General features: G+C 71.0%; 25 protein-coding genes. 16 read left to right on the top strand and 9 right to left on the bottom strand.

What is annotated here, in order from left to right:
- Nucleotides 1–95 precede the first annotated feature (95 nt).
- On the top strand, nucleotides 96–1,481 hold the full coding sequence (locus tag BLQ39_RS05960) for a glycine--tRNA ligase (protein ID WP_092322512.1): 1,386 nt from the start codon (nucleotides 96–98) through the stop codon (nucleotides 1,479–1,481).
- Between the two features lie 218 nt (nucleotides 1,482–1,699).
- Here BLQ39_RS05960 and BLQ39_RS05955 read toward each other — a convergent pair whose 3' ends face one another.
- The 3 genes from BLQ39_RS05955 to BLQ39_RS05945 form a co-directional block, all read right to left on the bottom strand.
- Nucleotides 1,700–2,755, bottom strand: coding sequence for an alcohol dehydrogenase catalytic domain-containing protein (locus BLQ39_RS05955; RefSeq protein ID WP_092322510.1), 1,056 nt, complete (start codon nucleotides 2,753–2,755; stop codon nucleotides 1,700–1,702).
- 115 nt (nucleotides 2,756–2,870) lie between these two features.
- On the bottom strand, nucleotides 2,871–3,467 hold the full coding sequence (locus BLQ39_RS05950; protein WP_092322509.1) for a GNAT family N-acetyltransferase: 597 nt from the start codon (nucleotides 3,465–3,467) through the stop codon (nucleotides 2,871–2,873).
- Nucleotides 3,464–4,915 carry a glutamyl-tRNA reductase gene (locus tag BLQ39_RS05945; protein ID WP_092322507.1) on the bottom strand — a complete coding sequence of 484 codons (1,452 nt, stop codon included), beginning with the start codon at nucleotides 4,913–4,915 and terminating at the stop codon, nucleotides 3,464–3,466. Before BLQ39_RS05945 ends, BLQ39_RS05950 begins: the two co-directional genes overlap by 4 nt.
- 52 nt (nucleotides 4,916–4,967) lie before the next feature.
- Between BLQ39_RS05945 and hemE the strand changes: the two genes are divergently transcribed.
- The 12 genes from hemE to BLQ39_RS05885 all read left to right on the top strand — a co-directional run bounded on the left by hemE (nucleotide 4,968) and on the right by BLQ39_RS05885 (nucleotide 15,562).
- Nucleotides 4,968–6,125, top strand: a complete 1,158-nt coding sequence (hemE, locus tag BLQ39_RS05940) for a uroporphyrinogen decarboxylase (RefSeq protein ID WP_092322506.1) — start codon at nucleotides 4,968–4,970, stop codon at nucleotides 6,123–6,125.
- Between the two features lie 5 nt (nucleotides 6,126–6,130).
- Complete coding sequence (locus BLQ39_RS05935; RefSeq protein ID WP_092322504.1) at nucleotides 6,131–7,687, top strand: protoporphyrinogen/coproporphyrinogen oxidase; 1,557 nt, start codon at nucleotides 6,131–6,133, stop codon at nucleotides 7,685–7,687.
- Between the two features lie 69 nt (nucleotides 7,688–7,756).
- The gene (locus BLQ39_RS05930) at nucleotides 7,757–8,242 is read left to right on the top strand and encodes a hypothetical protein (RefSeq protein ID WP_092322503.1); all 486 of its coding nucleotides are present in this window, start codon (nucleotides 7,757–7,759) and stop codon (nucleotides 8,240–8,242) included.
- Between the two features lie 26 nt (nucleotides 8,243–8,268).
- Nucleotides 8,269–8,685, top strand: coding sequence for a phage holin family protein (locus tag BLQ39_RS05925; protein WP_092322501.1), 417 nt, complete (start codon nucleotides 8,269–8,271; stop codon nucleotides 8,683–8,685).
- Nucleotides 8,675–9,034 (top strand): DUF3618 domain-containing protein, encoded by a 360-nt coding sequence (locus tag BLQ39_RS05920; RefSeq protein WP_092322500.1) that lies wholly within the window; start codon nucleotides 8,675–8,677, stop codon nucleotides 9,032–9,034. The genes BLQ39_RS05925 and BLQ39_RS05920 overlap by 11 nt, the downstream gene beginning before the upstream one ends.
- A 43-nt stretch (nucleotides 9,035–9,077) precedes the next feature.
- A complete protein-coding gene (hemQ, locus tag BLQ39_RS05915) occupies nucleotides 9,078–9,830 on the top strand; it encodes a hydrogen peroxide-dependent heme synthase (protein WP_174775361.1) in 753 nt (250 codons plus the stop codon).
- Nucleotides 9,830–10,942, top strand: coding sequence for a ferrochelatase (locus BLQ39_RS05910; protein WP_166804932.1), 1,113 nt, complete (start codon nucleotides 9,830–9,832; stop codon nucleotides 10,940–10,942). The genes hemQ and BLQ39_RS05910 overlap by 1 nt, the downstream gene beginning before the upstream one ends.
- Nucleotides 10,939–11,904, top strand: coding sequence for a hydroxymethylbilane synthase (gene hemC, locus BLQ39_RS05905; RefSeq protein ID WP_092322498.1), 966 nt, complete (start codon nucleotides 10,939–10,941; stop codon nucleotides 11,902–11,904). Before BLQ39_RS05910 ends, hemC begins: the two co-directional genes overlap by 4 nt.
- Nucleotides 11,901–12,695 (top strand): uroporphyrinogen-III synthase, encoded by a 795-nt coding sequence (locus BLQ39_RS05900; protein WP_241977244.1) that lies wholly within the window; start codon nucleotides 11,901–11,903, stop codon nucleotides 12,693–12,695. Before hemC ends, BLQ39_RS05900 begins: the two co-directional genes overlap by 4 nt.
- Before the next feature lie 104 nt (nucleotides 12,696–12,799).
- Nucleotides 12,800–13,789, top strand: a complete 990-nt coding sequence (hemB, locus tag BLQ39_RS05895; protein WP_092322497.1) for a porphobilinogen synthase — start codon at nucleotides 12,800–12,802, stop codon at nucleotides 13,787–13,789.
- Entirely contained in the window at nucleotides 13,786–15,123 is a 1,338-nt protein-coding gene (hemL, locus tag BLQ39_RS05890) for a glutamate-1-semialdehyde 2,1-aminomutase (protein WP_092322495.1), read from the top strand. Before hemB ends, hemL begins: the two co-directional genes overlap by 4 nt.
- Before the next feature lie 94 nt (nucleotides 15,124–15,217).
- Entirely contained in the window at nucleotides 15,218–15,562 is a 345-nt protein-coding gene (locus BLQ39_RS05885; RefSeq protein ID WP_092322494.1) for a hypothetical protein, read from the top strand.
- A 53-nt stretch (nucleotides 15,563–15,615) separates the two neighbouring features.
- Here the strand turns inward: BLQ39_RS05885 and BLQ39_RS05880 are convergent, their stop codons facing one another.
- The 5 genes from BLQ39_RS05880 to trhO form a co-directional block, all read right to left on the bottom strand.
- On the bottom strand, nucleotides 15,616–16,011 hold the full coding sequence (locus BLQ39_RS05880) for a DUF1304 domain-containing protein (protein ID WP_092322492.1): 396 nt from the start codon (nucleotides 16,009–16,011) through the stop codon (nucleotides 15,616–15,618).
- A 106-nt stretch (nucleotides 16,012–16,117) separates the two neighbouring features.
- The gene (locus BLQ39_RS05875) at nucleotides 16,118–16,960 is read right to left on the bottom strand and encodes an ABC transporter permease (RefSeq protein WP_092322491.1); all 843 of its coding nucleotides are present in this window, start codon (nucleotides 16,958–16,960) and stop codon (nucleotides 16,118–16,120) included.
- Nucleotides 16,960–17,859, bottom strand: a complete 900-nt coding sequence (locus BLQ39_RS05870; RefSeq protein WP_092322483.1) for an ATP-binding cassette domain-containing protein — start codon at nucleotides 17,857–17,859, stop codon at nucleotides 16,960–16,962. The genes BLQ39_RS05875 and BLQ39_RS05870 overlap by 1 nt, the downstream gene beginning before the upstream one ends.
- A 48-nt stretch (nucleotides 17,860–17,907) precedes the next feature.
- Nucleotides 17,908–19,134 (bottom strand): cysteine desulfurase-like protein, encoded by a 1,227-nt coding sequence (locus tag BLQ39_RS05865; RefSeq protein WP_092322482.1) that lies wholly within the window; start codon nucleotides 19,132–19,134, stop codon nucleotides 17,908–17,910.
- 95 nt (nucleotides 19,135–19,229) lie between these two features.
- Complete coding sequence (gene trhO, locus BLQ39_RS05860) at nucleotides 19,230–20,159, bottom strand: oxygen-dependent tRNA uridine(34) hydroxylase TrhO (protein ID WP_092322480.1); 930 nt, start codon at nucleotides 20,157–20,159, stop codon at nucleotides 19,230–19,232.
- Nucleotides 20,160–20,254: 95 nt separating this feature from the next.
- Between trhO and BLQ39_RS05855 the strand changes: the two genes are divergently transcribed.
- Both BLQ39_RS05855 and BLQ39_RS05850 read left to right on the top strand, forming a co-directional pair.
- Nucleotides 20,255–20,779 (top strand): YbhB/YbcL family Raf kinase inhibitor-like protein, encoded by a 525-nt coding sequence (locus tag BLQ39_RS05855; protein WP_092322479.1) that lies wholly within the window; start codon nucleotides 20,255–20,257, stop codon nucleotides 20,777–20,779.
- Nucleotides 20,780–20,849: 70 nt separating this feature from the next.
- On the top strand, nucleotides 20,850–21,908 hold the full coding sequence (locus tag BLQ39_RS05850; RefSeq protein ID WP_241982841.1) for an alpha/beta hydrolase: 1,059 nt from the start codon (nucleotides 20,850–20,852) through the stop codon (nucleotides 21,906–21,908).
- A 25-nt stretch (nucleotides 21,909–21,933) separates the two neighbouring features.
- Here BLQ39_RS05850 and BLQ39_RS05845 read toward each other — a convergent pair whose 3' ends face one another.
- A complete protein-coding gene (locus BLQ39_RS05845; RefSeq protein WP_092322477.1) occupies nucleotides 21,934–22,572 on the bottom strand; it encodes a LysE family translocator in 639 nt (212 codons plus the stop codon).
- A 74-nt stretch (nucleotides 22,573–22,646) separates the two neighbouring features.
- On the opposite strand from BLQ39_RS05845, the gene BLQ39_RS05840 reads away from it, so the two are divergent.
- Nucleotides 22,647–24,028, top strand: a 1,382-nt coding sequence (locus BLQ39_RS05840) for an MmgE/PrpD family protein (protein WP_092322476.1), incomplete at its 3' end; no start/stop codon positions are given.

Raw genomic sequence — 24,028 nt, 5'->3', positions numbered from 1 at the left:
TTCCTCGGCAACGCTAGCAGCAGGGCGTTCGGGCGCCGGACGAGCGCCTAAAATGGGGCTTTCCCTCCTTTTCCTTCCCGACCATTGGAGCCACCGTGGCCGCACTCTCCCGTCTTGATTCCGTCATCGCCCTCGCCCGCCACCGCGGGTTCGTCTTCCAGGCCGGTGAAATCTACGGCGGATCCCGGTCCGCCTGGGACTACGGACCGCTCGGGGTTGAGCTCAAGGAGAACATCAAGAGGCAGTGGTGGCGCACCATGGTCACCGGGCGCGAGGACGTCGTCGGGCTCGATTCATCCGTCATCCTGCCCAAGCAGGTCTGGGAGGCATCCGGCCACGTCGAGGTCTTCAGCGACCCGCTGGTCGAGTGCACCAGCTGCCACAAGCGCTTCCGCGCCGACCACCTCGAGGAGGAATTCGAGGAGAGGAAGGGCCGCGCCGCCGAGGGAGGACTCGACGGCATCCCCTGCCCGAACTGCGGCAACCGCAACACCTGGACCGAGCCGCGTGCCTTCTCCGGCCTGCTCAAGACCTACCTCGGCCCGGTCGACGACGAATCCGGGCTGCACTACCTGCGCCCGGAGACCGCGCAGGGCATCTTCGTGAACTTCGCCAACGTGCTGCAGGCGGCGCGGATGAAGCCGCCGTTCGGGATCGGCCAGACCGGCAAGAGCTTCCGCAACGAGATCACGCCCGGAAACTTCATTTTCCGCACCCGCGAGTTCGAGCAGATGGAGATGGAATTCTTCGTCGAGCCCGGCACGGACGAGGAATGGCACCAGTACTGGATCGACACGCGGCTGGCCTGGTACACCGGTCTCGGCATCAATCCCGAGAACCTGCGCCTCTTCGAGCACCCGCAGGAGAAGCTCTCCCACTACTCCAAGCGCACCGTGGACATCGAGTACCGTTTCGGTTTTACCGGCAGCGAGTTCGGCGAGCTCGAGGGTGTGGCGAACCGCACCGACTTCGACCTGAAGACGCACGCGGCGGCATCCGGCAAGGACCTCTCGTACTTCGACCAGACGAAGAACGAGCGTTGGGTTCCCTTCGTGATCGAGCCGGCCGCCGGGCTGACCCGCTCGCTGATGGCGTTCCTCGTGGACGCGTACCACGAGGAGGAAGTGCCCAACGCGAAGGGCGGCGTGGACAAGCGCACCGTGCTCAAGCTCGACCCGCGCCTCGCTCCGGTCAAGGTCGCCGTGCTCCCGCTGTCGCGCAACGAGGCCCTCTCGCCGATGGCCAAGACCCTTGCGGCCCGGCTGCGCGAGTCCTGGAACGTGGACTTCGACGACGCCGGCGCGATCGGACGCCGCTACCGCCGGCAGGACGAGATCGGCACCCCGTACTGCGTCACGGTCGACTTCGACTCGCTCGAGGACCAGGCCGTCACCGTGCGCGACCGCGACACCATGGCGCAGGAGCGCATCCCGCTCGACAAGCTCGACGCCTACCTCGCCGAGCGCCTCCGCGGCGCTTAGCAGGACCCGCTCGACCCTGAACCCCGCGCCTCGTCCGCGGCGTTGAGCCCTTCCGTGGTGGCGAACTCAGGAGAATCCGTAGTTCGGTGGGCTGCCGCCGCGGAATGGCGCGGCCGATCCGCGTGGCCGTGCGGTTTCTCCTGAGTTCGCCACCACAACTGCCCACAACTGCCACAACCGCGGGCCGGAACCGCGGCGACGGCGGTGAAGCGGAGGAGTCAGGAGCGGGCGGGGCGGGACACTTCGATCAGGGTGACGCCCGCGGCGGGGGTCGCGGCCGACATCGCGGCCAGGGCGGCGGGGGCCTCGTCGAGGGTGATTCTCGTGCTGATCAGGTCTTGCGGTCGCAACCGGCCGTAGGCGACGAGCGCGAGAAGCTCGGAGTAGTCGTGGGCAGGCATCCCGTGGCTGCCGAGCACGGTGAGTTCCCGCGCGATGACGAGGCCCAGAGGAACCTGAGGGTCTGTGGCCAGCAGCCCGATCTGCACGTGCCGTCCGCGGATGGCGAGCGAACGGATGGCGATGCCCACGGTGTTCTCCCGGCCGAGGGCCTCGACCGTGACCTCCGCGCCGTCGGGGGCGAGCGCGCGGATGCGCGCGACGACCTCGACGTCGGAGAGTCCGGCGGAGTTGACGGTGTGCGCGGCTCCCACCCGCGACGCTGCGTCGAGAGCCGCGGCGCTGATGTCGACGGCGATCACGACCGCGCCGAGGGCCCGGCCGATCATCACGGCGGAGAGTCCCACCCCGCCGCAGCCGACGACCACGAGCGTCTCGCCGGCGGCCAGCCGGGCCTGGTGCACGAGCCCGCGGTAGGAGGTCGCGAACCGGCAGCCGAGCAGGGCGGCCGCGCCGGCATCCAGGTCGCCCGGCAGGGCAACGAGGTTGACGTCGGCGTTGTGCAGCGCGACCAGCTCGGCGTACGAGCCCCAGTGGGTGAACCCCGGCTGGGTCTGGTTCCGGCAGACCTGGCCCTGGCCGCTCGCGCACTCGGGGCAGTCGCCGCACGCGCAGACGAAGGGCACCGTCACCCGCTGGCCGACCGAGAAGCGGCGCACATCGGGGCCGACCGCCTCGATCACCCCGACCAGTTCGTGCCCGGGGACATGCGGCAGGGCGATGTCGGAATCGTGCCCCATCCAGCCGTGCCAGTCGCTGCGGCACAGGCCCGTCGCCTCGACGCGCACGATGACGCCCGCCGGGCTCGGCACCGGGTCCGGCACCTCGCGCACCTCGGGCAGGGTGCCGAATTCTTCGAAGTAGACCGCTCGCATCCGCCCATGCTCGCAGACGGCGCCCCGTGCCGAAAATCCCCGTTCCTGCCGAGAGTCGCCGGTGCAACGGCCATTCTCGGCAGAAACGGCGAGTCTCGGCGACGAGCAGGCGCAGCTAGCGCGCGTCACCCCACTCGCGATCCAGGATCGCGAACACGGCGAGGTCGCTCCACTCACCCTTGAAGATCTCGTTCTCGACCAAGATCCCCTCCAGCCGCATGCCCAGCCGCCGGCACAGCGCCACGGATGGCGTATTCCTGGGGTCGACCTCGGCGAAGACCCGATGGGCACCGATCTCGGTGAAAACGAACTCGAGCACGGCCCGGGCCGCCTCGGTTGCGTAGCCCCGGCCGTGGAGGATCGGGTGGAACACCCAGCCGATCGACACCTGGGCGTTCACGGCGCTCTGGAGGAAGATGCTCAGGTCGCCGATCACCGGGCCGGGCTCCCCGTCCGGGCCCGGCAGCTCCGCCGCGAGGATGATCGCGTCCTTGTCGTTGGCCAGGCGAGTGAAACCGGCCCGCTTCAGGGTGTGCTCGCGGGATTCCTCCCGGTCGCGCAGCGGCCACGGCAGGTAGCGCACCGCCTCCGGCAGGGACTGGTAGGAGAAGACGTCGTCGGCGTCGGCTTCGGTCAGCGGGCGCAGCAGCAGGCGGTCGGTGCGGATCGCATGCGCGTCGACGGGCAGTGTGGCGCCGACGGACCTGGTCACGAGGCCGCGGTGCCCGCGTCCGGGGCGGAGTCCGGCGTGGCCTCCTGGCCGGCCTGCGCCGTTCCCGCGGCCGGCAGGGAGACCTGGATGCCGAACAGGGCGTCGAGGCCGGTCAGGAACGACTCCTGCTCCCCGGCACGGGCGAGGGAGCGCGATCGCACCATCGGCGTGTGCAACAGCACCCCGGCAAGGTGTCGAAGCGCCGCTTCGGTCTGCTCGCTCGCATCGCCGCGGCCGCGCGCCCGCCCGATTTCGGCGTCGAGGATGTCGAAGACGTAGCTGCGCAGCGCCACGACAGCCGGGGCCAGGCTCTGCTCCTCGGTGACGGCCGTGAACTTCCGGGCGGCCCTGGTCACGAGTTGTCGTGCCTCGCTGGTGCTGTTCAGCTCTTCGAGCGGGGCATGGATGCGGATGGTCTCGAGGTCGAGGAGTTCGATGCCGGGTACGAGGCTGACGTCAGGGTCGACGTTGCGGGGCAGCCCGAGGTCGATGATGAGCTGGCGCGGAGCGTCGATCGCGGCAGCCGGCCGGTCGGCGTCCCCGACGGCATCCGCAGCGGCATCCGCAGCGGCGACCCCGGCGGCATCGGCCGGGCTCACGAGGAGAGTGACGCCGTCCTGCAGGGCCTCACGTTCGGCCAGGAGCGCCCGTCCGGCGCCGAGAAGGGCGGCATCGATCACGTGGTGGTCGACGGTCGTGCAGGTGAGGATGAGGTCGCACTCGGCCGCTTCGCGGGCGAACGCGAGTTCGGGGACGGCGTCGATGCCGTGCGACCTGGCGAACTTCAGGGCCCGGCCGGACGGCGAGTAGACCCGAACGTTCTCGGCTCCGAGGTCGCGCAAAGCGGCGAGCGAGGCGCCGGCGTAGCGTCCGGTTCCGACCAGAAGCACCCGGGTCTCTGCCCAGTCGCTCACTCGGCTTTCGGCCAGCTCGAGGGCGAGGCGCACGAGAGAGCGCCCGGCCGCGCCGATGCCGGTGCGGTTCTTGACACCGCGGGAGGTCTGCGAAGCGCGCTGGAACAGGCGCTCCAGCTCACCGCTGGTGGTGCCGTGCGCGCGAGCCTGCTCGAGGGCGCGACGCACCTGCCCGGCAATCTCCCCCTCGCCGACGACGACGGATTCAAGGCCGCTGGTCACGGCGAACAGGTGCTCGGCGACGCCGTTGCCGTGCACGAGGTCGAGGGTGTCGCGGAGCGTGTCTGCGGCCACGCCGGTGCTGGCGCTGATCGCCTCGATGGCGGCGGAGACGGCCGGCAGTGGGGAGACCCCGAACGGCTCATCGAGGTCGAGGTAGGCCTCGAACCGGTTGCAGGTGGCGACGATGACGGCTCCGCTGAGGGAGGTGTGGCGCTCGAGCATCCGGTCCGCGGAGGCGCTGGCGCCGACGGACAATTTCTCCAGCACATCGAAGCTGGAGTTCTTGTGACTCGCGGACAGACAAATCAGCACGTCCTCGATTCTACGTCGGGTCGCCGAACCCCCCGAATCGTTACGTCGATGGATGTTTGACAGAATCGAAGGTGTGAACCTCGACGCGCAGCATCCCCTCTCCTCCGGCCAGACCGCCGACTCCCGCCTCATCCGCGCCTACCAGGGCACCCGGCCCGATGTGACCCCGGTCTGGTTCATGCGCCAGGCGGGCCGTTCGCTGCCCGAATACCGCGAACTTCGCGTCGGCACGCGGATGCTCGATGTCTGCCTCGACCCGGAGCTGGCCAGCGAAATCACGCTGCAGCCGGTGCGCCGCCACGGCGTCGACGCGGGGATCTTCTTCAGCGACATCGTCGTCCCGCTCAAGCTCGTCGGCGTCGACGTCGAGATCGTGGCCGGCAAGGGCCCGGTCCTCGGCACGGCGACGCGCACGGCGAAGGATGTCGCGGCGCTCACCTCCCTCGACCCGGCCATCCTCGACGACGCCCTGGCACCGATCTCCGAGGCGGTCGCCCGCACGGTCGCCGAGCTCGGCGGCACCCCGCTGATCGGTTTCGCCGGGGCGCCGTTCACCCTCGCCGCCTACCTCGTCGAGGGGGGGCCGTCGAAGGATCACATCCACGCCCGCACGCTCATGCACGCGGACCCCGAGGCCTGGGCGGCGCTGATGGACTGGACGGCCGAGGTGACCGGCCGGTTCCTCCGCGCCCAGGTGCTCGCCGGAGCCAGCGCCGCGCAGCTGTTCGACTCCTGGGCCGGCGCGCTGTCGCGAGAGGACTACGCGGCCTACGTCGCCCCCGCCTCTGCGCAGGCGATCTCGCACGTGCGCGACCTCACCTACATCGAGCGCACGCCGGACGCAGCCGCCGACCCGACCGAGATCCGTCGCAACGTGCCCGTCGTGCACTTCGGCGTGGGCACCGGCGAGCTGCTCAAGGAGATGCACGGCATCGGTGCTGACGTCGTCGGCGTCGACTACCGGATCCCGCTGGACGAGGCTAACCGCCGGCTCGGCGGCGTCGTTCCGATCCAGGGCAACGTCGACCCCGCGCTCCTCGCAGCGCCGTGGCCAGTGCTCGAGGCTCACCTGCGCGACGTGCTCGAGCGCGGTCGCCTGGCGCCGGCGCACGTGCTCAACCTCGGCCACGGCGTCCCGCCGGAAACCGACCCGGACGTGCTGACCCGGATCGTGGGCTTCGTGCACGAGCACAGCGCAGCATCCGCCTGACCGACATGAGCGAAGCGGAAGGCGCCGGCCTGCGGGACGTCCTGGTCATCGGCGGGGGAGTGGCCGCCCTGGTCGCGGCCCGGGCCTGCGCGCACGTCGGGCTGCGCGTGACCGTGCTCGAGGCAACGGATGCCGTCGGCGGCGCGGTCGCCGGCCACGAGGTTGCCGGGATGACCCTCGACAGCGGTGCCGAAAGCTTCGCCGTGCGGCGGAACACGGTGGCCGAGTTCATCGACGGGCTGGGACTGTCCGGCGAGGTCATCGCCCCGAACCCGGCCGGCGCCTGGCTCCACCTGCCCGCGAACGGCTCGGCACCCGGGTCGGTCAGCGTGCCGCTGCCCCGGGCCGGCGTGCTCGGCATCCCCGGCTCCCCGCTGGCCGACGACGTGCGCCGGGTGATCGGCTGGGGCGGCGCCTGGCGCGCCTACCTCGACCGGCTCATGCCCGTGCTGAAGATCGGCCGCGAGCACAGCCTCGGCGAGCTCGTGGAGAAACGGATGGGCCGACGCGTGCTCGACCGGCTCGTCGAGCCCGTGGCGGGCGGGGTCTATTCGGCCTCCGCCGCCGACCTCGAGGTCGATCTGGTCGCCCCCGGCCTGAATGCGGCGCTCACCACCGCCGGCTCGCTCTCCGGGGCCGTGACCGCGATGCGCGCCGCGGCGCCGGCCGGCTCGGCCATCGGGGGGCTTCGCGGCGGGATGTCGCGGCTCGTCGACGCGTTGCTCGCCGACCTCGACCACTACGGAGTCGACGTGCGCACCGGCTCGCCGGTCACCGCCCTCGCACGCACCGGCGGCGCGGTCGGAAGCGAGAAAGGAAGCGAGGCGGGAAGCGAGCAGGAGCCGACCTGGACGGTGACGCTGGCCGCCCCCGCCGCTCCGGCCGCCGAAGGGGCCGCCGCCGCTCTCCTCGGCGCTGCCACTGCCACCGGATCGACCCTGGAGGGCCGCTTCGTGATCATCGCGACCCCCGGCGCGCAGGCCCTCCGCCTGCTCGCCGGCGTCACGCCCGAAGCCTTGGCGCTCGCCGAACTCGACTGGCCGCGTCCGGCCGCCGTCGAGCTTGCGACGATCGTCATCGACGCCCCGGCCCTCGACGAGCACCCTCGCGGCACCGGCGTGCTCGTGGGGGCGGGTACCCCCGGTGTCACGGCGAAGGCGCTGACCCACGTCAGCGCGAAGTGGGCCTGGGTGGCCGAGGCCGCCGGCCCCGGACGGCACGTCCTGAGGTTGTCCTACGGCCGGGCCGGGCAGGAGAGCCCCGTCGCCCACCTCTCCGACGACGACCTCAGGGACCTCGCCGTGCGCGACGCCTCGGCGCTGCTGGGCGTCGACCTCGACCCCGCCGCGGTGCGGGGGTTCGCCCGAACCGTTTGGGGTGACGCCCTCTCACCCGCGACCATCGGCGCAGCCGGCCGTGTGCGCCGGGTGCGCGAGACCCTCGAGGCGATCCCGGGGATCGACATCACCGGCGCCTGGCTGGCCGGGACGGGCCTGGCCTCCGTGATCCCGGATGCCCTCGCCGCGTCCTCCCGGGTGCGGCACGCCGCGCTCGGTCTCTGATCCACCGCGGCCGGGCTGGACAACCGGGCTACGCTGGTGCACACGTGAAAGTCGACGAATGGAGTGACAATGCGGGGAAAGCTTCTGTTCATCACCGGCGGACTGGTCGGATACGTGCTGGGCGCGCGTGCTGGGCGCCAGCGCTATGAGCAGATCGCCGCGTCGGCGAAGGATCTGTGGAACGCCAAGCCGGTGCAGCGCCGCGTGACCGAGGTCCGCGATTTCGCCCTCGAGGCCATCGGCGACGTGCCGTCGGTGCTCTTCGAGGCCGGCAAGAAGGTCTTCACGCAGGTCCAGGACAAGGCCCAGGAGAAGTCCGCCAAGTCCGCCAAGTCCGCGAGGTCCGCCAAGTCCGCCAAGTCCGCCAGATCCGCCGGGGCTCAGCCGGCGCCGTCCGAGTCGGCCTCCGCCGCCCGCACCGCCGCGGCGGTCAAGGTGGCCGAGGCGGGCGCAACAACGGACGCAACAGCGGGCCCCACGACGGGCGCCAAGTCCCGTCCGGCCAAGCCGGCAGCCAAGCCGGCTACGAAGCCGTCCGAGCCGTCCGCCAACTAGCCGCCACCGGCGGGGGAGGGACTTCCATGAGCACCAGTGGATTCAACCCGAAGACGAAAAAATCAGTGTTCGTGCTGCTCGGAGAGCTGCCCGGAGAGATCAGCAGCCTGGTCAGGGCGGAACTCAACGCCTTCAAGGCCGAGATGGCCGGCAAGGCCAGGAACGTCGGCATCGGGCTTGGACTCTTCGCCGTCGCGGGCGTCTTCGCCTTCTTCGCGACCGGCGTGCTCATCGCGCTCGCGGTGATCGCGCTGGCCCTCGTCCTGCCGCTGTGGCTGGCCACGCTGATCGTGGGCTTCGGGCTGCTGTTGATCGCGGTGGTCCTTGTCCTGATCGGCGTGAACCGGGTCAAGAAGGGCACGCAGAGCGACCCGGAGGGCGTGACCGCGAGCATCCGAGCCGACGTCGATGCGTTGAAGGGAGTGGGCGACTATGAGCACTGAGCCGACAGCGAGGCCGACAGCGAGGCCGACAGCGAGGCCGACAGCGAGGCCGTCCACGAGCACCGCACCGAAGGTTGTCCCCGGAAACGCCACGCCCCCGGCCCACGGCAAGACCGAGTTGCGCGCCGAGGCCGTGCGCGCCCGCGCCGAGTTGGCGTCCACGCTCGACGCCCTCGAGTACAAGCTCAACCTGCCTAAGCGGGCGCACAGAGCCCAGGCGCGGATGGCGCAGCGCCTCCGCCAGCTGGGCGAAGACAACCCGGCCGCGCTGCTGGGCCTTGCCGCTGCAGCCGCCGCTGTGGCCGGCGCCGTGGTCTGGATCGGGGCCAGGTCGGTCCTCAAGCGCTGAGCTGCTTTTGGCTCTGGCCGCAAAGCGGTAGAGACTAGTGGTTATGACTCACCCGGCTGCCGGAGAGGCAGTAGACACGACCCAGCCCGCCACCCACACCGAGAGCGATGCCCCCGTGGCATCACCGCAGGGGTTCACCCTGTTCACGGTGCTGCGGAAGGATCCGCGCAACCCCGACGACCTCGACGGTCATGACGTTCCGCGTGCCGTGAACGAACTCGACGACGTCGTGGCGCTCGTCGAAGCCGAGGGCGTGACCGTGCGCGGGTTCTACGACGTGTCGGGCCTTCGAGCCGACGCGGACCTGATGATGTGGACCCACGCCGCCGAAGCGGAGTCCCTGCAGTGGGCCAACCGGGAACTGCGCCGCAGCCGCCTGCTCAAGAGCCTGCTCCCCACCTGGAACGCCATGGGCGTTCACCGCGACGCCGAGTTCAACAAGAGCCACGTGCCCGGATTCCTGCGGGGGGTCGAGCCCAAGGGCTGGCTCACCGTCTATCCGTTCGTGCGCAGCTACGAGTGGTACCTCCTGCCGGAGGCCGAGCGCAGCAAGATGCTCGCCGACCACGGGCGCAAGGGCGCTGCGTTCCGCGGCGCCATCGCCAACACCGTCTCCTCCTTCGCTCTCGGAGACTACGAGTGGCTGCTGCCGATCGAATCCGACGAGCTCACCGAACTGGTGGACCTGATGCGGGAGCTGCGCAACACCGAGGCGCGCCGCCATGTCCGCGAGGAAGTCCCGTTCTACACGGGTCGGCGCATCACGACGGCCGAGCTCGTCGAGGTGCTGCAGTAGTGACCGCTTACGACGCCATTGTGCTCGCCGGTTTCGGCGGGCCGGAGGGCCAGGACGACGTCATCCCGTTCCTGCGCAACGTCACGCGCGGCCGCGGCATCCCGGAGGAACGCCTCGAAGAGGTGGCCAAACACTACCGCCACTTCGACGGCATCAGCCCGATCAACAGCCAGAACCGCGTGCTCAAGGCCTCGCTCGAGGCCGAGCTGGCACGCCGCGGGATCGACCTGCCGGTGCTCTGGGGCAACCGCAACTGGAACCCGTACCTGCGCGACGTGATCGCCGAGGCGCACGCCAACGGCCGGAACAGGCTGCTGGCCATCGCCACCAGCGCGTACAGCTCCTACTCCGGCTGCCGCCAGTACCGCGAAGACTTCGCGGAGGCCCTGGCCGTCACCGGGCTCGAGGGCACGGTGCACATCGACAAGGTGCGCCAGTTCTTCGACCACCCCGGTTTCGTCACACCGTTCATCACCGGCGTCCGCAAGGGCCTCGCGGATGTCGCCGCGGCCATTCCCGGCATCGACCTCGTCACCGAGGTCGAAGTGCTGTTCTCGACCCACTCGATCCCGATGACGGATGCCGCAAAGAGCGGGCCGGCCGAACGCGGCTTCGGGCCGGAAGGCGCCTACGCGGCGCAACACCTCGCCGTCGCGCACGCCGTGATGGCCGGGGCCTCCGTGGCCGAGCCCGTCGAGACCCCCTGGCAGCTCGTCTACCAGTCCCGCAGCGGGCCGCCGAGCATGCCGTGGCTGGAGCCCGACATCAACGACGCCATCGCGCTGCTGCCGGCCCGGGGCATCCGCGCCGTCGTGATCGTGCCGCTCGGTTTCGTGAGCGACCACATGGAGGTCATGTGGGACCTCGACAACGAGGCCACCGAGTCGGCCGCGGAACACGGGCTTTTCTCGGTTCGGGTGCCGACCCCCGGCGTTGATCCCGCGTTCGTGAGCGGCCTGATCGACCTCGTGCTCGAACGGCTGAATGACGCGCCGGTGGCCGAGCGGCCCGCGCTGACGGAGCTCGGTCCCTGGTACGACGTGTGCCGGCCGGGCTGCTGTGAGAACGTTCGGCTGGGCTTCAAGCCCGCCGTCGCGGGGATGGCACCGTGAACGCGGCGAACGCCGCACTCCGGGTCGGAACCCGCGGCAGCGCCCTCGCCCTGGCGCAGACCACGGCGATCGCGAACCGCATCGGGGCCCTGGCCGGCGCGCCCGTCGACATCATCCCGATCACCACGCACGGCGACACCAGCCGAGAATCCCTGTCGAGCCTCGGTGGAACCGGCGTCTTCGCCAGCGGCCTGCGGGAGTCGCTGCTCGCCGGAGACTGCGACCTGATCGTGCACTCGCTCAAGGACCTGCCCACCGGCGCGCACCCGGGCCTCGCCATCGGCGCCACGCCGAAGCGAGCGGATGCCCGCGACGTGCTCTGCGCCCGCGACGGCTTGACCCTCGCCACCCTGCCCGTGGGCGCCAGGGTCGGCACCGGCTCGCCGCGCCGCGCCGCGCAGCTTCGGTCGCTCCGGCCCGACCTCGAGGTCGTCGACATCCGCGGCAACGTGGACACCCGGCTTGCCCGGGTCGCCGAGGGTGACCTCGACGCCGTCGTGCTCGCCGCCGCGGGCCTCGGCCGCCTGGGCCGCCTCGACCAGCTTGCCCCCGAGTTCCTCGAGCTGTCGGCGTGGCCGACCGCCCCCGGCCAGGGCGCCCTGGCCATCGAGGTCCGGGAGGGCAAGGCCGACCGCCGGCTCGCCGAAGCCCTCGCCGCGATCAACCACGGCGGAACGCAGGCGACGACGGCCGCCGAGCGGCTCGTGCTCGCCCGCCTCGAGGCCGGCTGCGCGGCTCCGATCGGCGCGACGGCCGTTGTCGACGACGGACTGCTCTTCCTCACCGCCACCGTCTACAGCCCCGACGGCACCCGGAAGGTCACCAGTTCCCACGCTGCGACCCCCGAGTCCCACTCCGCCCACCACCTGGTCGAGGCCGCGGAAGACGTGGCCGAACGCGCGTCCCGCGAGCTGCTGGCCGGCGGCGCGGCCGAGTTCGCCCCGCTGAAGGGGACATCGTGATCACCCGGCATCACCCGACCCGGCCGATCGAGGTCAAGCCGCTCGCCGGCTGGCGAGTGCTCGTGCCCCGCGGCGGGCCCTGGGGCGACCAGGTCGCCGCGAAGCTGCGCGCGCAGGGCGCCCAACCCATCGTCGCCCCGATGATCAACTTCGCGCCGACCGACGACGCGCCCGCCCTCGAGGCCGCACTCGCCCGCCTCGCGGAGGGCGGCTTCGACTGGATGACGGTCACGAGCGCGACGACCGTCGACGTGCTCACCTCGCACCGCGCCGTCGTCGCCCCCGGCACACGCATCGCCGCGGTCGGCGAGACCACGGCCGCCGCGCTGGTCGCGGCCGGCTACCGGGTCGACATCGTCCCGTCCGAAGACAACTCGGCGCGCGGACTGCTCGAGGAGTGGGAGGCCGCCACCAACGGCGTGATCCCGCTGCGCATCCTGGCCCTGCGCTCCGAAATCGCCAAACCCCTGCTCAGCGTGGGTCTGCGCCGCATCGGCCACGACGTCGAGTCGGTCGTGGCCTACCGCACCATCGGGGTCCCGGTCGACGAACGTGTGGTCGCGGATGTCGCGGCCGGACGGGTGCGGGCCTTGCTCGTCACCTCCGGCAGCGTTGCCCAGCAGGTCCAGGAGCAGCTCGGGCCGGTCCCGGCGGAGACCCTGGTCGCCTGCATCGGCCCGCGCACGGCGAAGGATGCCGCCGCCCTCGGCCTTCGCGTCGACGTGGTCGCCGACCATCGCAGCGCCGAGTCCCTCATCGAGGCGCTCGTGCACGCCGCGCGCTCCCACTGAAACCCCGCCCCTCCCCTCGCCGAACTGTGAGTTTGGCACCTTCCCGGACTCCGGGAAGGTGCCAAACTCACAGTTCGGCGGGTAGGGCGACGTAGGGTTGAGGGGTGATTAGCCCCGTCATCCGCCCGCGACGCCTGCGCGCCAACCCCGCGCTCCGCCGCCTGGCCAGCGAAACCCGCCTCCACCCCGCCGACCTCGTGCTCCCGATGTTCATCCGGGAGGGCGCGGCCGAGCCGCTGCCGATCCGGTCTATGCCGGGCGTCGTGCAGCACAGCCTCGACAGCGCCCGGCGTGCGGCGGCGGATGCCGCGGCCGCCGGCATCGGCGGAGTCATGCTGTTCGGAGTGCCCCTGGTCCGCGACGCGGTCGGATCCGGCGCGACCGATCCCGACGGCATCCTCAATGTCGCCACCCGCGCGATCGCCGACGAGGTGGGCGACGCGCTGGTCGTGCAGACCGACCTGTGCCTCGACGAATTCACCGATCACGGCCACTGCGGCGTGGTCTCCGTCGACGGCAGCGTCGACAACGACACCACCCTCGAGCGCTACCGCGAGATGGCGCTCGTGCAGGCAGCCTCCGGCTCGCAGCTGCTCGGCCTGAGCGGGATGATGGACGGCCAGGTCGCCGCGGTCCGGGACGCCCTGGACGGCTCGGGTTTCGTCAACACCGTGGTGCTCGCCTACTCGGCCAAGTACGCCTCGGCGTTCTACGGTCCCTTCCGCGACGCCGTCGAGTCCACGCTCGAAGGCGACCGCCGCAGCTACCAGCTTGACCCGGCCAACCGCCGCGAGGGCGTGCGAGAAGCGCAGCTCGACATCGACGAGGGCGCCGACATCGTCATGGTCAAGCCCGCCGGCAGCTACCTCGACGTGCTCGCCGATGTCGCCGCGATGAGCAGTATTCCCGTCTGGGCATACCAGGTGTCCGGCGAGTACGCGATGATCGAGGCCGCCGCGGCCAACGGCTGGATCGACCGCCGGCGCGCGGTCGAAGAGTCGATCCTCAGCATCCGACGGGCCGGCGCCGACGCCGTGCTCACCTACTGGGCGGCCGAACTGGCGACCTGGCTGAACGAAAGAGGCGCCCGATGACCCACAACGACGAGCTGTTCGCCCGCGCCCAGCGGTCCATCCCCGGCGGCGTCAACTCGCCCGTGCGCGCCTTCCGCTCGGTGGGCGGCACCCCGCTCTTCCTGGTCAGGGCGGCCGGCGCGTACGTCACCGACTCGGACGGGCGCGACTACGTCGACCTCGTCTGCTCATGGGGCCCGGCGATCCTCGGCCACGCGCATCCGGATGTCGTCAAGGCGGTGCAGGATGCCGCGGCGCTCGGTCTCTCCTTCGGCGCCTCGACCCCGGCCGAAACGGAACTGGCCGAGCTGGTCAAGGGCCGTGTCGGCGCCGTCGACAAGCTCCGGCTCGTCTCGACCGGGACCGAGGCCACCATGAGCGCCATTCGGCTGGCCCGCGGGTTCACGGGTCGTGACCTGCTGATCAAGTTCGCCGGGCACTACCACGGGCACTCGGACGGGCTGCTGGCTGAGGCCGGCTCCGGCCTGGCCACCCTCGCCATGCCCGGCTCGGCCGGCGTGACGGCGGCCACCGCAGCCCAGACCCTCGTGCTGCCCTACAACGACATCGGCGCCGTGCGCGCCGCGTTCGCGAAGCACCCCGACCGGATCGCCGCCGTGATCACGGAGGCAGCAGCCGCCAACATGGGAGTCGTCGCCCCCGACCCCGGCTTCAACGCCGAGCTGGCAGCGCTCGTGCGCGAGCAGGGTGCGCTGCTCATCCTGGACGAGGTGCTGACCGGGTTCCGGGTCGGCCCGGCCGGCTATTGGGGCCTCGAGAATGAGGGCCTCGCAGCCGAGGCCGAGGGCAGCTACGCCCCGGACCTGTTCACCTACGGCAAGGTGATCGGCGGCGGGCTGCCGGTCGCCGCGCTCGGCGGACGCGGCGACGTGATGGACCACCTCGCGCCAGCCGGCCCGGTCTACCAGGCGGGCACGCTCTCCGGCAACCCGGTGGCCGTTGCCGCCGGCATCGCCACGCTGAAGGCGGCCGACGCGGGCGTGTACGCGCGCCTCGACGCGGCATCCGCGATCATCTCGGAGGCGGTCTCGGCGGCCCTCGGGGCCGAGGGCGTCGCTCACCGCGTTCAGCGGGCGGGCAACCTGTTCAGCTTCGTCTTCGGCGAGGAGGCGGTGAGAACGGCACCCCGCACCTACGCCGAGGTGCAGCGCCAGGATGCGTTCCGGTACGCGCCGTTCTTCCACTCGATGCTGGACTCCGGCGTGTCGTTGCCGCCGTCGGTGTTCGAGGCCTGGTTCGTCTCGGCCGCGCACGACGACACGGCCGTCGGGCGCATTCTCGACGCGCTTCCCGCCGCGGCGAAGGCCGCTGCTGCGGCGCGCCCGGAGGCGTAAGCACGAGGCAGCGCGTCCATCGCCGGCCCGGGCGTTACGGCTTTGTGAGGTTTCTACGAGCCGAAACCCCCGGCGACCGGGCAGACTGGGGGGCATGGCTTCCCTGCGCGTGCACCCTGACCGGCTGGAGATCCACCTGACCCCTGCGGAGAGGACCCTCTCCCTTCGGCGCGACGACATCGTCGTGCAGCGGGAGAACATCCGGTCCGTGGCCATCACGGATGACCCGTGGATCTGGATCCGCGGCATCCGTGCCCCGGGCATCGAGGTGCCGCTCGTCCTGGCGGTGGGTACCTGGAAGTTCCACGGCGGTAAGGACTTCCTCGCGATCAAGGGCAAGCGCCAGGCCGTGGTGATCGACCTCGTGGACGAAGAATTCGCCCGCGTCGTGCTCTCCACCAGCCATGCCGGCGACCTGATCGCCTCGCTCAAGATTTAGGGCGTCTGCCGCCAGGGCGTCTCTCGCAGCCGCGTCGACCTGGCCGCCTCGACCTAGCCGGTCGAGACCGAACCCAGCAGGAACAGCGCGAAGCCGATCAGCGGCAGCGTGCCCTGGATCAGCGCGGCCCGCAGGTACCCTCCGCCGGTGCTCAGCAGCACGATGGCCGCCAGCACCATCGAGCCGCAGCAGAAGAGCACGAGGACGGCCCCGGCATCCGCCTCGCCGGTGAAGTACAGGAAGAGGCCGAGCGCCGCGCCGACGCCGAGGAACAGGTTGTAGAAGCCCTGGTTGTACGCCATCGGCCGGGTCGTGTTCGCGTCGGCCTGGCTGGTCAGGCCGAACCGCCGCCAGGTGGAGGGCCGGGTCCACCAGACGCTCTCCAGCAGGAAGATGAAGCCGTGCAGCACGGCGGCGAGGGCGACGAAGACCGCGGCGGCGATGACCATGCGGGCAGCATAAACCCGTCGCGCCTGCAGTTGAGATGCGGACAACGTACCTTCCCCAGCGCCGCGAAGGTCGTTTGTCCGCAACTCAGTGCTCGATAGCTCCGTTCTAGGTGACGTCGCGCTTCCAGCTCACGAAGTACCCGCCCGCGGTGGCCCAGGCGGCGTAGGCCAGCAGCACGAGCCCGCCCTGCCACCAGTCGAGGGCCACGGCCGCCGTGGCCGTGGGGTTCATCCCGGTGAAGATGCTGGCTCCGACGAGTGCGTCGGAGGCGGCCCCCGGCAGGAACTGCGCGATCTGCGCGGTCCAGTCGAGGAAGGACGAGGCGAGCCGCAGCAGGGGCTCGACGAACTGGGTGAACGCCAACACGATCACGATCGAGGCGACCTGGCTGGGCACGAGGGCGCCGAGCCCGACGCCGATGATCGCCCACAGCCCCATGGCGAGCAGGGTGCGCCCGATGAGAGTCCAGGTTTCGCCGTCGCCGAGCAGAGGATCGACGCCGAAGGCGTTCATCACCAGGGCGCCGATGCCGACGGATGCCAGCAGAGCGACCACGCCCAGGCCCACGCCGACCACGAACAGCGTGAGGCTCTTCGCGCCGAGCACGCCCGCCCGGCGCGGAGTGGCCAGGAAGGTCGGCGTGAGCGTCTGGTGACGGAACTCGCTGGTCGTGGCCAGGGCGCCGAGGAGCACGGGGAACACGTAACCGACCGAGGACGCGAAGCTGTAGATCAGTGGCGGGATGCTGCCGAGCGGCGGGGCGCCCTGGCCGCCGGTGCCCGCGGCGCTCGGGTCGATGGCGCCGCTCTGGAGGCCGGCGAACAGGGCCGCGAGGCCTCCGGCGAGCAGGCCGATGTAGCCGAAAAGCACGAGCGCGAGCACCCACCACATGCGTGTGGTGAGGAGCTTGGCGAATTCCGCCGAGACGGACCGGATGAAGGTGGCCATTACGAGTCCGCTCCGTTGACGAGGGCGAGGAAGGACTCTTCGAGCCCCGACTTCCGCCGGTGAAGCGCGCTGAGTTCGACGCCGGCCGAGAATGCGATGTGGCCGATCCGAGCCGGGTCGTCCGCCACGGCGACCAGGCCGCTTCGCCCGGTCGTGAAAGGCACGTCCGCGGCGCGGAGCGCGGCCGCGAGGGCTTCCCGGTCGGGCGAGTCGACGACGATGTGAGGCGTGGCGTGCGCGTCCAGGCTGGACAGCGGCCCGCGGTGCACGAGCGAGCCCCTGGCGATGATGACGACCTCGTCGACGCTCTGCTGCACCTCGGAGAGCAGGTGGGAGCTGACCAGGACCGTGCGGCCCTCGGCGGCCATGTCGCGGAGGAACCCGCGGATCCATTTGATGCCCTCGGGGTCGAGGCCGTTGATCGGTTCGTCGAGCACGAGCACGCCGGGTTCGCCGAGCAGGGTGAACGCGAGGCCGAGGCGCTGGCGCATGCCCAGGGAGAACCCGCCGACGCGGCGGTCGGCGAACTCCGCGAGGCCGACCTTTTCGAGCACGGCCATCACCCGCTCCGAGGGGAGCCCGGCGGCGATCGCGTACACGCGGAGGTGGTTCCGCGCCGTGCGGCCGGGATGGAAACTGGCCGCCTCGAGCGCCGCTCCCACCGTCTCCAGCGGTTTCGGCAGGTCGCGGTAGCGGATGCCGCCGAAGGTCGCCGTGCCCTGCGTGGAGGCGACCAGGCCGAGGAGGATCCGCAGCGTCGTGGTCTTTCCGGCCCCATTGGGGCCGAGGAAGCCCGTGACCAGCCCCGGCTGCACAGTGAACGACAGGTCGTTCACGGCCGTGACGGGGCCGAACGTCTTCGTGATGTTGCTGAACTCGATCACGGCACCGACGGGCATCCGGGTTCTCCTTTTGTCTCTCCCCAGATTAGGCCGGGCGGCCCGTGATCACCGGGAGGGCAGGCTGGTCAGCGCGAAATCCCCGAGGGCCGCGAGGAGGCGCGACACCTCGCCTTCCGTGTTGTACGGGGCGAGGCCGATCCGCAAGCCTCCCGCTTCGCCGAGCCCGAGGTGGCGGGAGGCCTCGAGGGCGTAGAACGAGCCGGCCGGGGCGAGGATGCCGCGGTCGGCCAGGAACCGCGAGGCGTCCGCGGCTACCCGGTCCGCGAAGGTGACGAGCAGGGTGGGCGTGCGTTCCGCGGCGCGCGAGTGCACGGTCGCGCCCGGGAGCGCGGCCAGCCCTCGTTCGAGCTCGGCCCGGAGCCCGTCCTCATATTCCGCCAGGGCTATAGACGACGCCACGAGGCGTTCGCGCCGGCTCCCCGCTCCGGTCGCGCCGGCTCCCGGCCCGGCGAGGAAGTCGACGGCGGCCGTCGCGCCCGCCATCAGCTCGTAGGGCAGCGTTCCCAGCTCGAACCGCTCGGGCACCTGATTGCTCGACGGGAGCAGCTTGTCGGGGTGGATCGTCTCGAGCAGTTCGGGCGCAGCGGTGAGCACACCGCAGTGCGGGCCGAGGAACTTGTACGGCGAACAGACGAAGAAGTCCGCGCCGAGGGCGCCCAGATCGACGGAGGCGTGCGCCGCGTAATGAACGCCGTCCACGTAGAGCAGCGCCCCCGCTGCGTGCACGACCGCGGCGATCTCGGCGATCGGAGGCCGCGTGCCGATCAGGTTGGATGCGGCGGTGACGGCGACCAGGCGTGTGCGCTCGCTGAGCACCGAGGCCACTGCGGCGGCCGGAAGCTCCCCGGTCTCCGGATCGAAGTCCACCCAGCGCACCACGGCCCCCGCCCGCTCGGCTGCCTGCACCCACGGCCGGATGTTCGAATCGTGGTCGAGGCGGGTGACGACGACCTCGTCGCCGACGGCCCAGCCGGCCGACAGCGCCCGGGAGAAGTCATAAGTCAGCTGCGTGGCGCTGCGTCCGTAGACGATGCCGCCCGGGTCGGCGCCGAGCAGATCGGCCATCGCCTGGCGGAATCCGGTGACCGCGTCATCCGCGTTCCGCTCCGGCAGGCTGGCCCTGCCGCGGTTGGACAGCGGCCCGGTGAGCGCCCTGGCAATCGCCTGGCCGACCTGCAGCGGGGTCTGCGTGCCGCCGGGGCCGTCGAAATGGGCCAGGCCCGTGGCGAGGGAGGGAAAGTGGGAGCGCAGGGCTTCGACGTCGTAGGTCACCCCAGCATCACATCACAGCCCCGCCCGCGCGGGTCCCGGCCCGCCCCGTGAGTTGCGGACAAAGTACCTTCGCGACGCGAACGAAGGGCCGCGACTCACCCTGCGATTGAGCTGGGGGAGGAGAGGGACGTTGCGTGCGCGGCGCAGGCCGGCGCGGCCTCGGCCACGCAGCCCGGGCAGACCACGAGCTGCTCCCGGCAGGACAGATCCAGGCAGTTGAGCATGTTCTTCGTCGGCTCGCCGCAGGCCGCGCAGTGGCCGATCACGCTCGTGTGGTCGCTGAAGTCGACCGACATGCGCTGGTCGAAGACGTAGAGCGAGCCGTTCCAGAGGCCGTCGTCGCCGAACGCCTCGCCGTAGCGCACGATGCCGCCGTCGAGCTGGTAGACCTCGCCGAAGCCGCGCGAGGCCATCAGAGAGCTCAGCACCTCGCAGCGGATGCCGCCGGTGCAGTAGGTCACGACGGGCCTGCCCTTGAGGTGGTCGTACTTGCCGCTGTCGAGTTCGGCCACGAATTCGCGGGTGTTGGCGACATCCGGAACCACCGCGCCGGCGAACCGGCCGATCTCGGCCTCGAAGGCGTTGCGCCCGTCGAAGAACACCACGTCGTCGCCGCGTTCGGCGACCAGCTGGTGCAGCTCCGCCGGGGCGAGCTTTCGGCCGCCGCCCACCACACCGCCGGCATCCACGCTCAGTTCGCCCGGTGCGCCGAAGCTCACGATCTCCTCGCGCACCTTGACGACCAGCCGGGGGAAGTCGAGGCTCTGCCCGTCGGCGTCCAGCGCCGTGCCCTCGCTCCACTTGAAGTCGATCTGCTTGAACGCCGGGTAGTCGCGGGTCTTGCGCACGTAGCGCTTGAGGGCCTTGAGGTCGCCGCCCACCGTGCCGTTGAGCCCGTCCCGGGAGATGAGGATGCGGCCGCGGATGCCGAGCGAATCGCAGAGGTCGCGCTGCCAGAGGCGAACGGCTTCCGGGTCGGCCAGCGGGGTGAAAACGTAGTAGAGGAGGATCTTCGGGATGGCCACCGCCTCATTTTACGCGTCGCGCCTGCGAGTGAGCAGGCACGATGAGCGGCCGCCGAGCACTTCGCGGAGTGGCCACGCGGGCCTAGGCTGCCGGCATGACCACGACAGACCCGCAGTTCACCCTGTCGAGCGCCGACCTGACCGACGGGGGCCCGCTCGGAACCGCCCAGTACAACCTCAGTGCCGGGGGTGCCAACGTATCCCCACAGCTGTCCTGGTCGGGTTTCCCGCCGGAGACCAGGAGCTTCGCCGTGACCGTCTTCGATCCGGATGCCGCCCGTCCCGGGTTCTGGCACTGGGCCGTCGCCGACCTCCCGGCGTCCGTCACCTCCCTCGGGGCCGGTGCCGGCGCGGCGGGCGGCCGGCTGCCCGGCGGCGCGAGCACCCTGTCCAATGACGCGGGGCAGCGGGCCTTCTTCGGCGCGGGGCCGCCGGCGGGCACCGGACCGCACCGCTACCAGTTCGCCGTGCACGCCGTCAACGTCGCCGAGCTCGGCCTGGCCCCGGGTGCGACGCCGGCCGAGCTGGGCGCGGCGCTGCGGGACCATACGCTCGCGCGCGCCCTGCTGCAGGTCATCGGTGTGCACGGGGGAGCCGCCTCCGCAGCGCGCCCGGCCTGAGCTGCTCCCAGCTTGCTCACGGATGCATTGTTTACAGTGATTCTGTGATAAAGAACCGCAGCTCCGCCGCATGACCGCCCTTTCCCGCAACACCACACTTCCCCGCAACACCGCCCTTCCCCGCAACACCGTGGCCGTGACCGCCCCCCGGCCGCAGAAGCGCAAGGCCCACAAGGAAACGGCGCTGGCCCGCGTTCCGGTCTGGATGTGGCGGGCCATCATGCACCGGATCCTCCCCGGCGAGCTGCACAAGTTCAACGCCGAACCGATCGACACCGTCGACTACACCTTCGACATCGACTACGACGGCGACGGCCTCCGCGAGCACCGCCTCGACGTCATGGTCCCCCACGACGCGGACCGTCCCCTCCCGGTCTACATCTACTTCCACGGCGGCGGCTGGACCTCCGGCGACAAGGCTCCGCTGACCAAGTACGCAGCCAGCCAGGCCGCGGACGGCATGATCGTCGTCAACGCGAACTACCGGATGGCCACCCGCTTCCAGCTCAAGCACATGCTCGAAGACGGTAACGCGGTGCTCGACTGGGTGGCGCAGAACATCGCCGACTTCGGGGGCGACCCGGCCCGGATCGTGCTCGGCGGCGACTCCGCCGGCGGCCACATCGCCGCGCTCCTCGCCGCATCCGCGTACGAACCGGAGCTGGCCGCCTACTACGGGATCGAGCCCCACGTCGCCCCGGAGAACCTCCGCGGACTCGTGCAGCACTGCAGCATCGCCGACTTCTCGGTGATGTTCGAGCGCGGGTTCGTGCTGAGCCTGAACTTCCTGAAGATGCTGCTGCCCGAGCGCGGCCGCGGGCTCGCGCTCCGCGCCGCCGCCCGCTTCATGTCGCCGATCGAGTGGCTCGACAGCGGCTTCCCGCCGGTGTTCGTGACCACCTCGGAACGGGACTACTTCTACCGGGCGAACCTCAACTTCATCGCGGCACTGCGGCGCCGGTCGATCCAGGTCGACACGCTCATCTACGACCGCAAGCGCGCCAACACGCACCACACCTGGCAGCAGGATGCGAAGCACCCGGAATCGCAGGAGGTCTACCGCCAGCTGGGCGCCTTCGTGCGCAAGGTCGCCCCCGCCCGGCCCCTGATGGCCGCCGCCCAGGCCTGAGCCGGCCCGGCCGCGCACGGGCCGGCTACGCCTTCGCGCCCGCGGCGGCCAGCACGCCGCCCAGACCGATCATCATGACGCCGCCGGTCATCGCGAGGTGCTCCATCCGCTTGGGCGAGCTGGCGAACCAGTCCCGCGCCGAGCCGGCGGCCAGTGCCCACACGCTGTCACCGAGCAGCGCGAGCACGAGGAAGACCAGGCCGAGGGTCGCCATCTGCAGCGGCACGGCCCCGGCCCGGTAGTCGACGAACTGCGGCAGCACCGCCACGAAGAAGACGATCGACTTCGGGTTGCTCAGTCCCACGACGAACCCCTCGCTCACCAGGCGCCAGCGGGACTTCGCCCGCATGCTCACCCCGATATCGGCGGTGGCCGTGCGCCGGTGCCGGATGGCCTGGACGCCCAGGAAGACGATGTAGCCCGCGCCGACGAACTTGATGATCGTGAACAACACGATCGAGTTGGTGACGAGCGCGCCCAGCCCGAGGGCGACCGCGGCGATCACCGGCGCCATTCCGATCGCGTTGCCGAGCACGCTCAGGAAGCCGCCCACCCGGCCGAGGGCGAGCGAGCGGCCGATGACGAAAAGCACCGACGGGCCGGGCAGCGCGATCAGGGCGACGGAGGCCAGCATGAACGTCAGCAGGTTGGGCAGGGGGACCATGTTTCGATGCTAATCCAGTGCGCCGCCGCCGGACGCTTTCGCAACTCACAGCCGCAGCCGGTAGGTTTTCCCCTGTGAAGCTCCATGATGTGCGCGTCCACAGAAGCGACGAGAACCTTGCCCGCCGCGACCAGCTTGCCTGGAAGATCGCCGAGGTGGCAACCGATCCGGTAGAGGTGACCCCGGAGGTCACCGAGATGGTGATCAACCGGGTGATCGACAACGCCTCCGTGGCCGCGGCGTCGCTCACGCGGCGTCCGGTCGTGTCCGCCCGGTCGCAGGCGCTCTCCCACCCGCGGTCCATCGGCGGCGACGGAGCCAACACCTTCGGCACGGATGCCGCCATCCGGGTCTCCCCGGAATGGGCGGCCTGGGCCAACGGTGTGGCCGTGCGCGAGCTCGACTACCACGACACGTTTCTCTCGGCCGAGTACTCCCACCCCGGCGACAACATCCCGCCGATCACCGCCGTGGCGCAGCACCTCGCCGCGTCGCGGGGGCTGACCGGGCGCGACCTCGTGCGCGGGATCGCCACCGGGTACGAGATCCAGATCGACCTGGTCAAGGCGATCAGCCTGCACGAGCACAAGATCGACCACGTCGCCCACCTCGGCCCGTCGGCCGCCGCGGGCATCGGTTCGCTGCTCGGTCTCGACGCCGAGACCATCTTCCAGGCCGTCGGCCAGGCGCTGCACACGACGACGGCCACCCGGCAGTCGCGGAAGGGCGAGATCTCCAGCTGGAAGGCGCATGCCCCGGCGTTCGCCGGCAAGCTGGCGGTCGAAGCCGTCGACCGGGCCGTGCGCGGAGAGACCAGCCCCACCCCGATCTATGAGGGCGAGGACGGCGTGATCGCCTGGCTGCTCGACGGTGCGGATGCCGCGTACAGCGTGCCGCTGCCCGAGCGCGGGGAAGCCAAGCGGGCCATCCTCGACAGCTACACGAAGGAGCACTCGGCCGAGTACCAGGCGCAGGCCTGGATCGACCTCGCCCGGAAGCTGCACAACCAGCACCCGGAGCTGGCCGCCCCCGGCGCGATCGCGTCGGTGGTCATCCACACCAGCCATCACACGCACTTCGTGATCGGGTCCGGCGCGAACGACCCGCAGAAGTACGACCCGACCGCGAGCCGGGAGACGCTCGACCACTCGATCCCGTATATCTTCACGGTCGCCCTGCAGGACGGCAGCTGGCACCACGTCGACTCCTACTCGCCCGAGCGCGCCGGCCGGGCCGACACCGTCGCCCTCTGGCACAGCGTGACCACGGTCGAAGACCCCGAGTGGACCCGCCGGTACCACTCGCTCGATGTCAGCGAGAAGGCCTTCGGCGGCCGCGTCGTCATCACGCTCAGCACCGGCGAGACCATCACCGACGAGATCGCGGTCGCGGATGCGCATCCGCTGGGCGCCCGTCCGTTCGGTCGTGCGGAGTACGTGAACAAGTTCCGCACCCT

Source organism: Cryobacterium psychrotolerans (genome assembly GCF_900101115.1).
In the GTDB taxonomy this organism is placed as follows: Bacteria; Actinomycetota; Actinomycetes; order Actinomycetales; family Microbacteriaceae; genus Cryobacterium; species Cryobacterium psychrotolerans.
The sequence above is the reverse complement of the archived record's forward strand: the minus strand, read 5'-3'. Positions and strand labels throughout refer to the sequence as shown.

Excerpts from the sequence above, each read along its gene's own strand:
- BLQ39_RS05955 (WP_092322510.1), bottom strand. The coding sequence starts at position 2,755 with ATGCGAGCGGTCTACTTCGAAGAATTCGGCACCCTGCCCGAGGTGCGC.
- hemE (WP_092322506.1), top strand. The coding sequence starts at position 4,968 with ATGTTTGACAGAATCGAAGGTGTGAACCTCGACGCGCAGCATCCCCTC.
- BLQ39_RS05935 (WP_092322504.1), top strand. The coding sequence starts at position 6,131 with ATGAGCGAAGCGGAAGGCGCCGGCCTGCGGGACGTCCTGGTCATCGGC.
- BLQ39_RS05930 (WP_092322503.1), top strand. The coding sequence starts at position 7,757 with ATGCGGGGAAAGCTTCTGTTCATCACCGGCGGACTGGTCGGATACGTG.
- BLQ39_RS05925 (WP_092322501.1), top strand. The coding sequence starts at position 8,269 with ATGAGCACCAGTGGATTCAACCCGAAGACGAAAAAATCAGTGTTCGTG.
- BLQ39_RS05920 (WP_092322500.1), top strand. The coding sequence starts at position 8,675 with ATGAGCACTGAGCCGACAGCGAGGCCGACAGCGAGGCCGACAGCGAGG.
- hemQ (WP_174775361.1), top strand. The coding sequence starts at position 9,078 with ATGACTCACCCGGCTGCCGGAGAGGCAGTAGACACGACCCAGCCCGCC.
- hemL (WP_092322495.1), top strand. The coding sequence starts at position 13,786 with ATGACCCACAACGACGAGCTGTTCGCCCGCGCCCAGCGGTCCATCCCC.
- BLQ39_RS05885 (WP_092322494.1), top strand. The coding sequence starts at position 15,218 with ATGGCTTCCCTGCGCGTGCACCCTGACCGGCTGGAGATCCACCTGACC.
- BLQ39_RS05880 (WP_092322492.1), bottom strand. The coding sequence starts at position 16,011 with ATGGTCATCGCCGCCGCGGTCTTCGTCGCCCTCGCCGCCGTGCTGCAC.
- BLQ39_RS05875 (WP_092322491.1), bottom strand. The coding sequence starts at position 16,960 with ATGGCCACCTTCATCCGGTCCGTCTCGGCGGAATTCGCCAAGCTCCTC.
- BLQ39_RS05870 (WP_092322483.1), bottom strand. The coding sequence starts at position 17,859 with ATGCCCGTCGGTGCCGTGATCGAGTTCAGCAACATCACGAAGACGTTC.
- BLQ39_RS05855 (WP_092322479.1), top strand. The coding sequence starts at position 20,255 with ATGACCACGACAGACCCGCAGTTCACCCTGTCGAGCGCCGACCTGACC.
- BLQ39_RS05850 (WP_241982841.1), top strand. The coding sequence starts at position 20,850 with ATGACCGCCCTTTCCCGCAACACCACACTTCCCCGCAACACCGCCCTT.
- BLQ39_RS05845 (WP_092322477.1), bottom strand. The coding sequence starts at position 22,572 with ATGGTCCCCCTGCCCAACCTGCTGACGTTCATGCTGGCCTCCGTCGCC.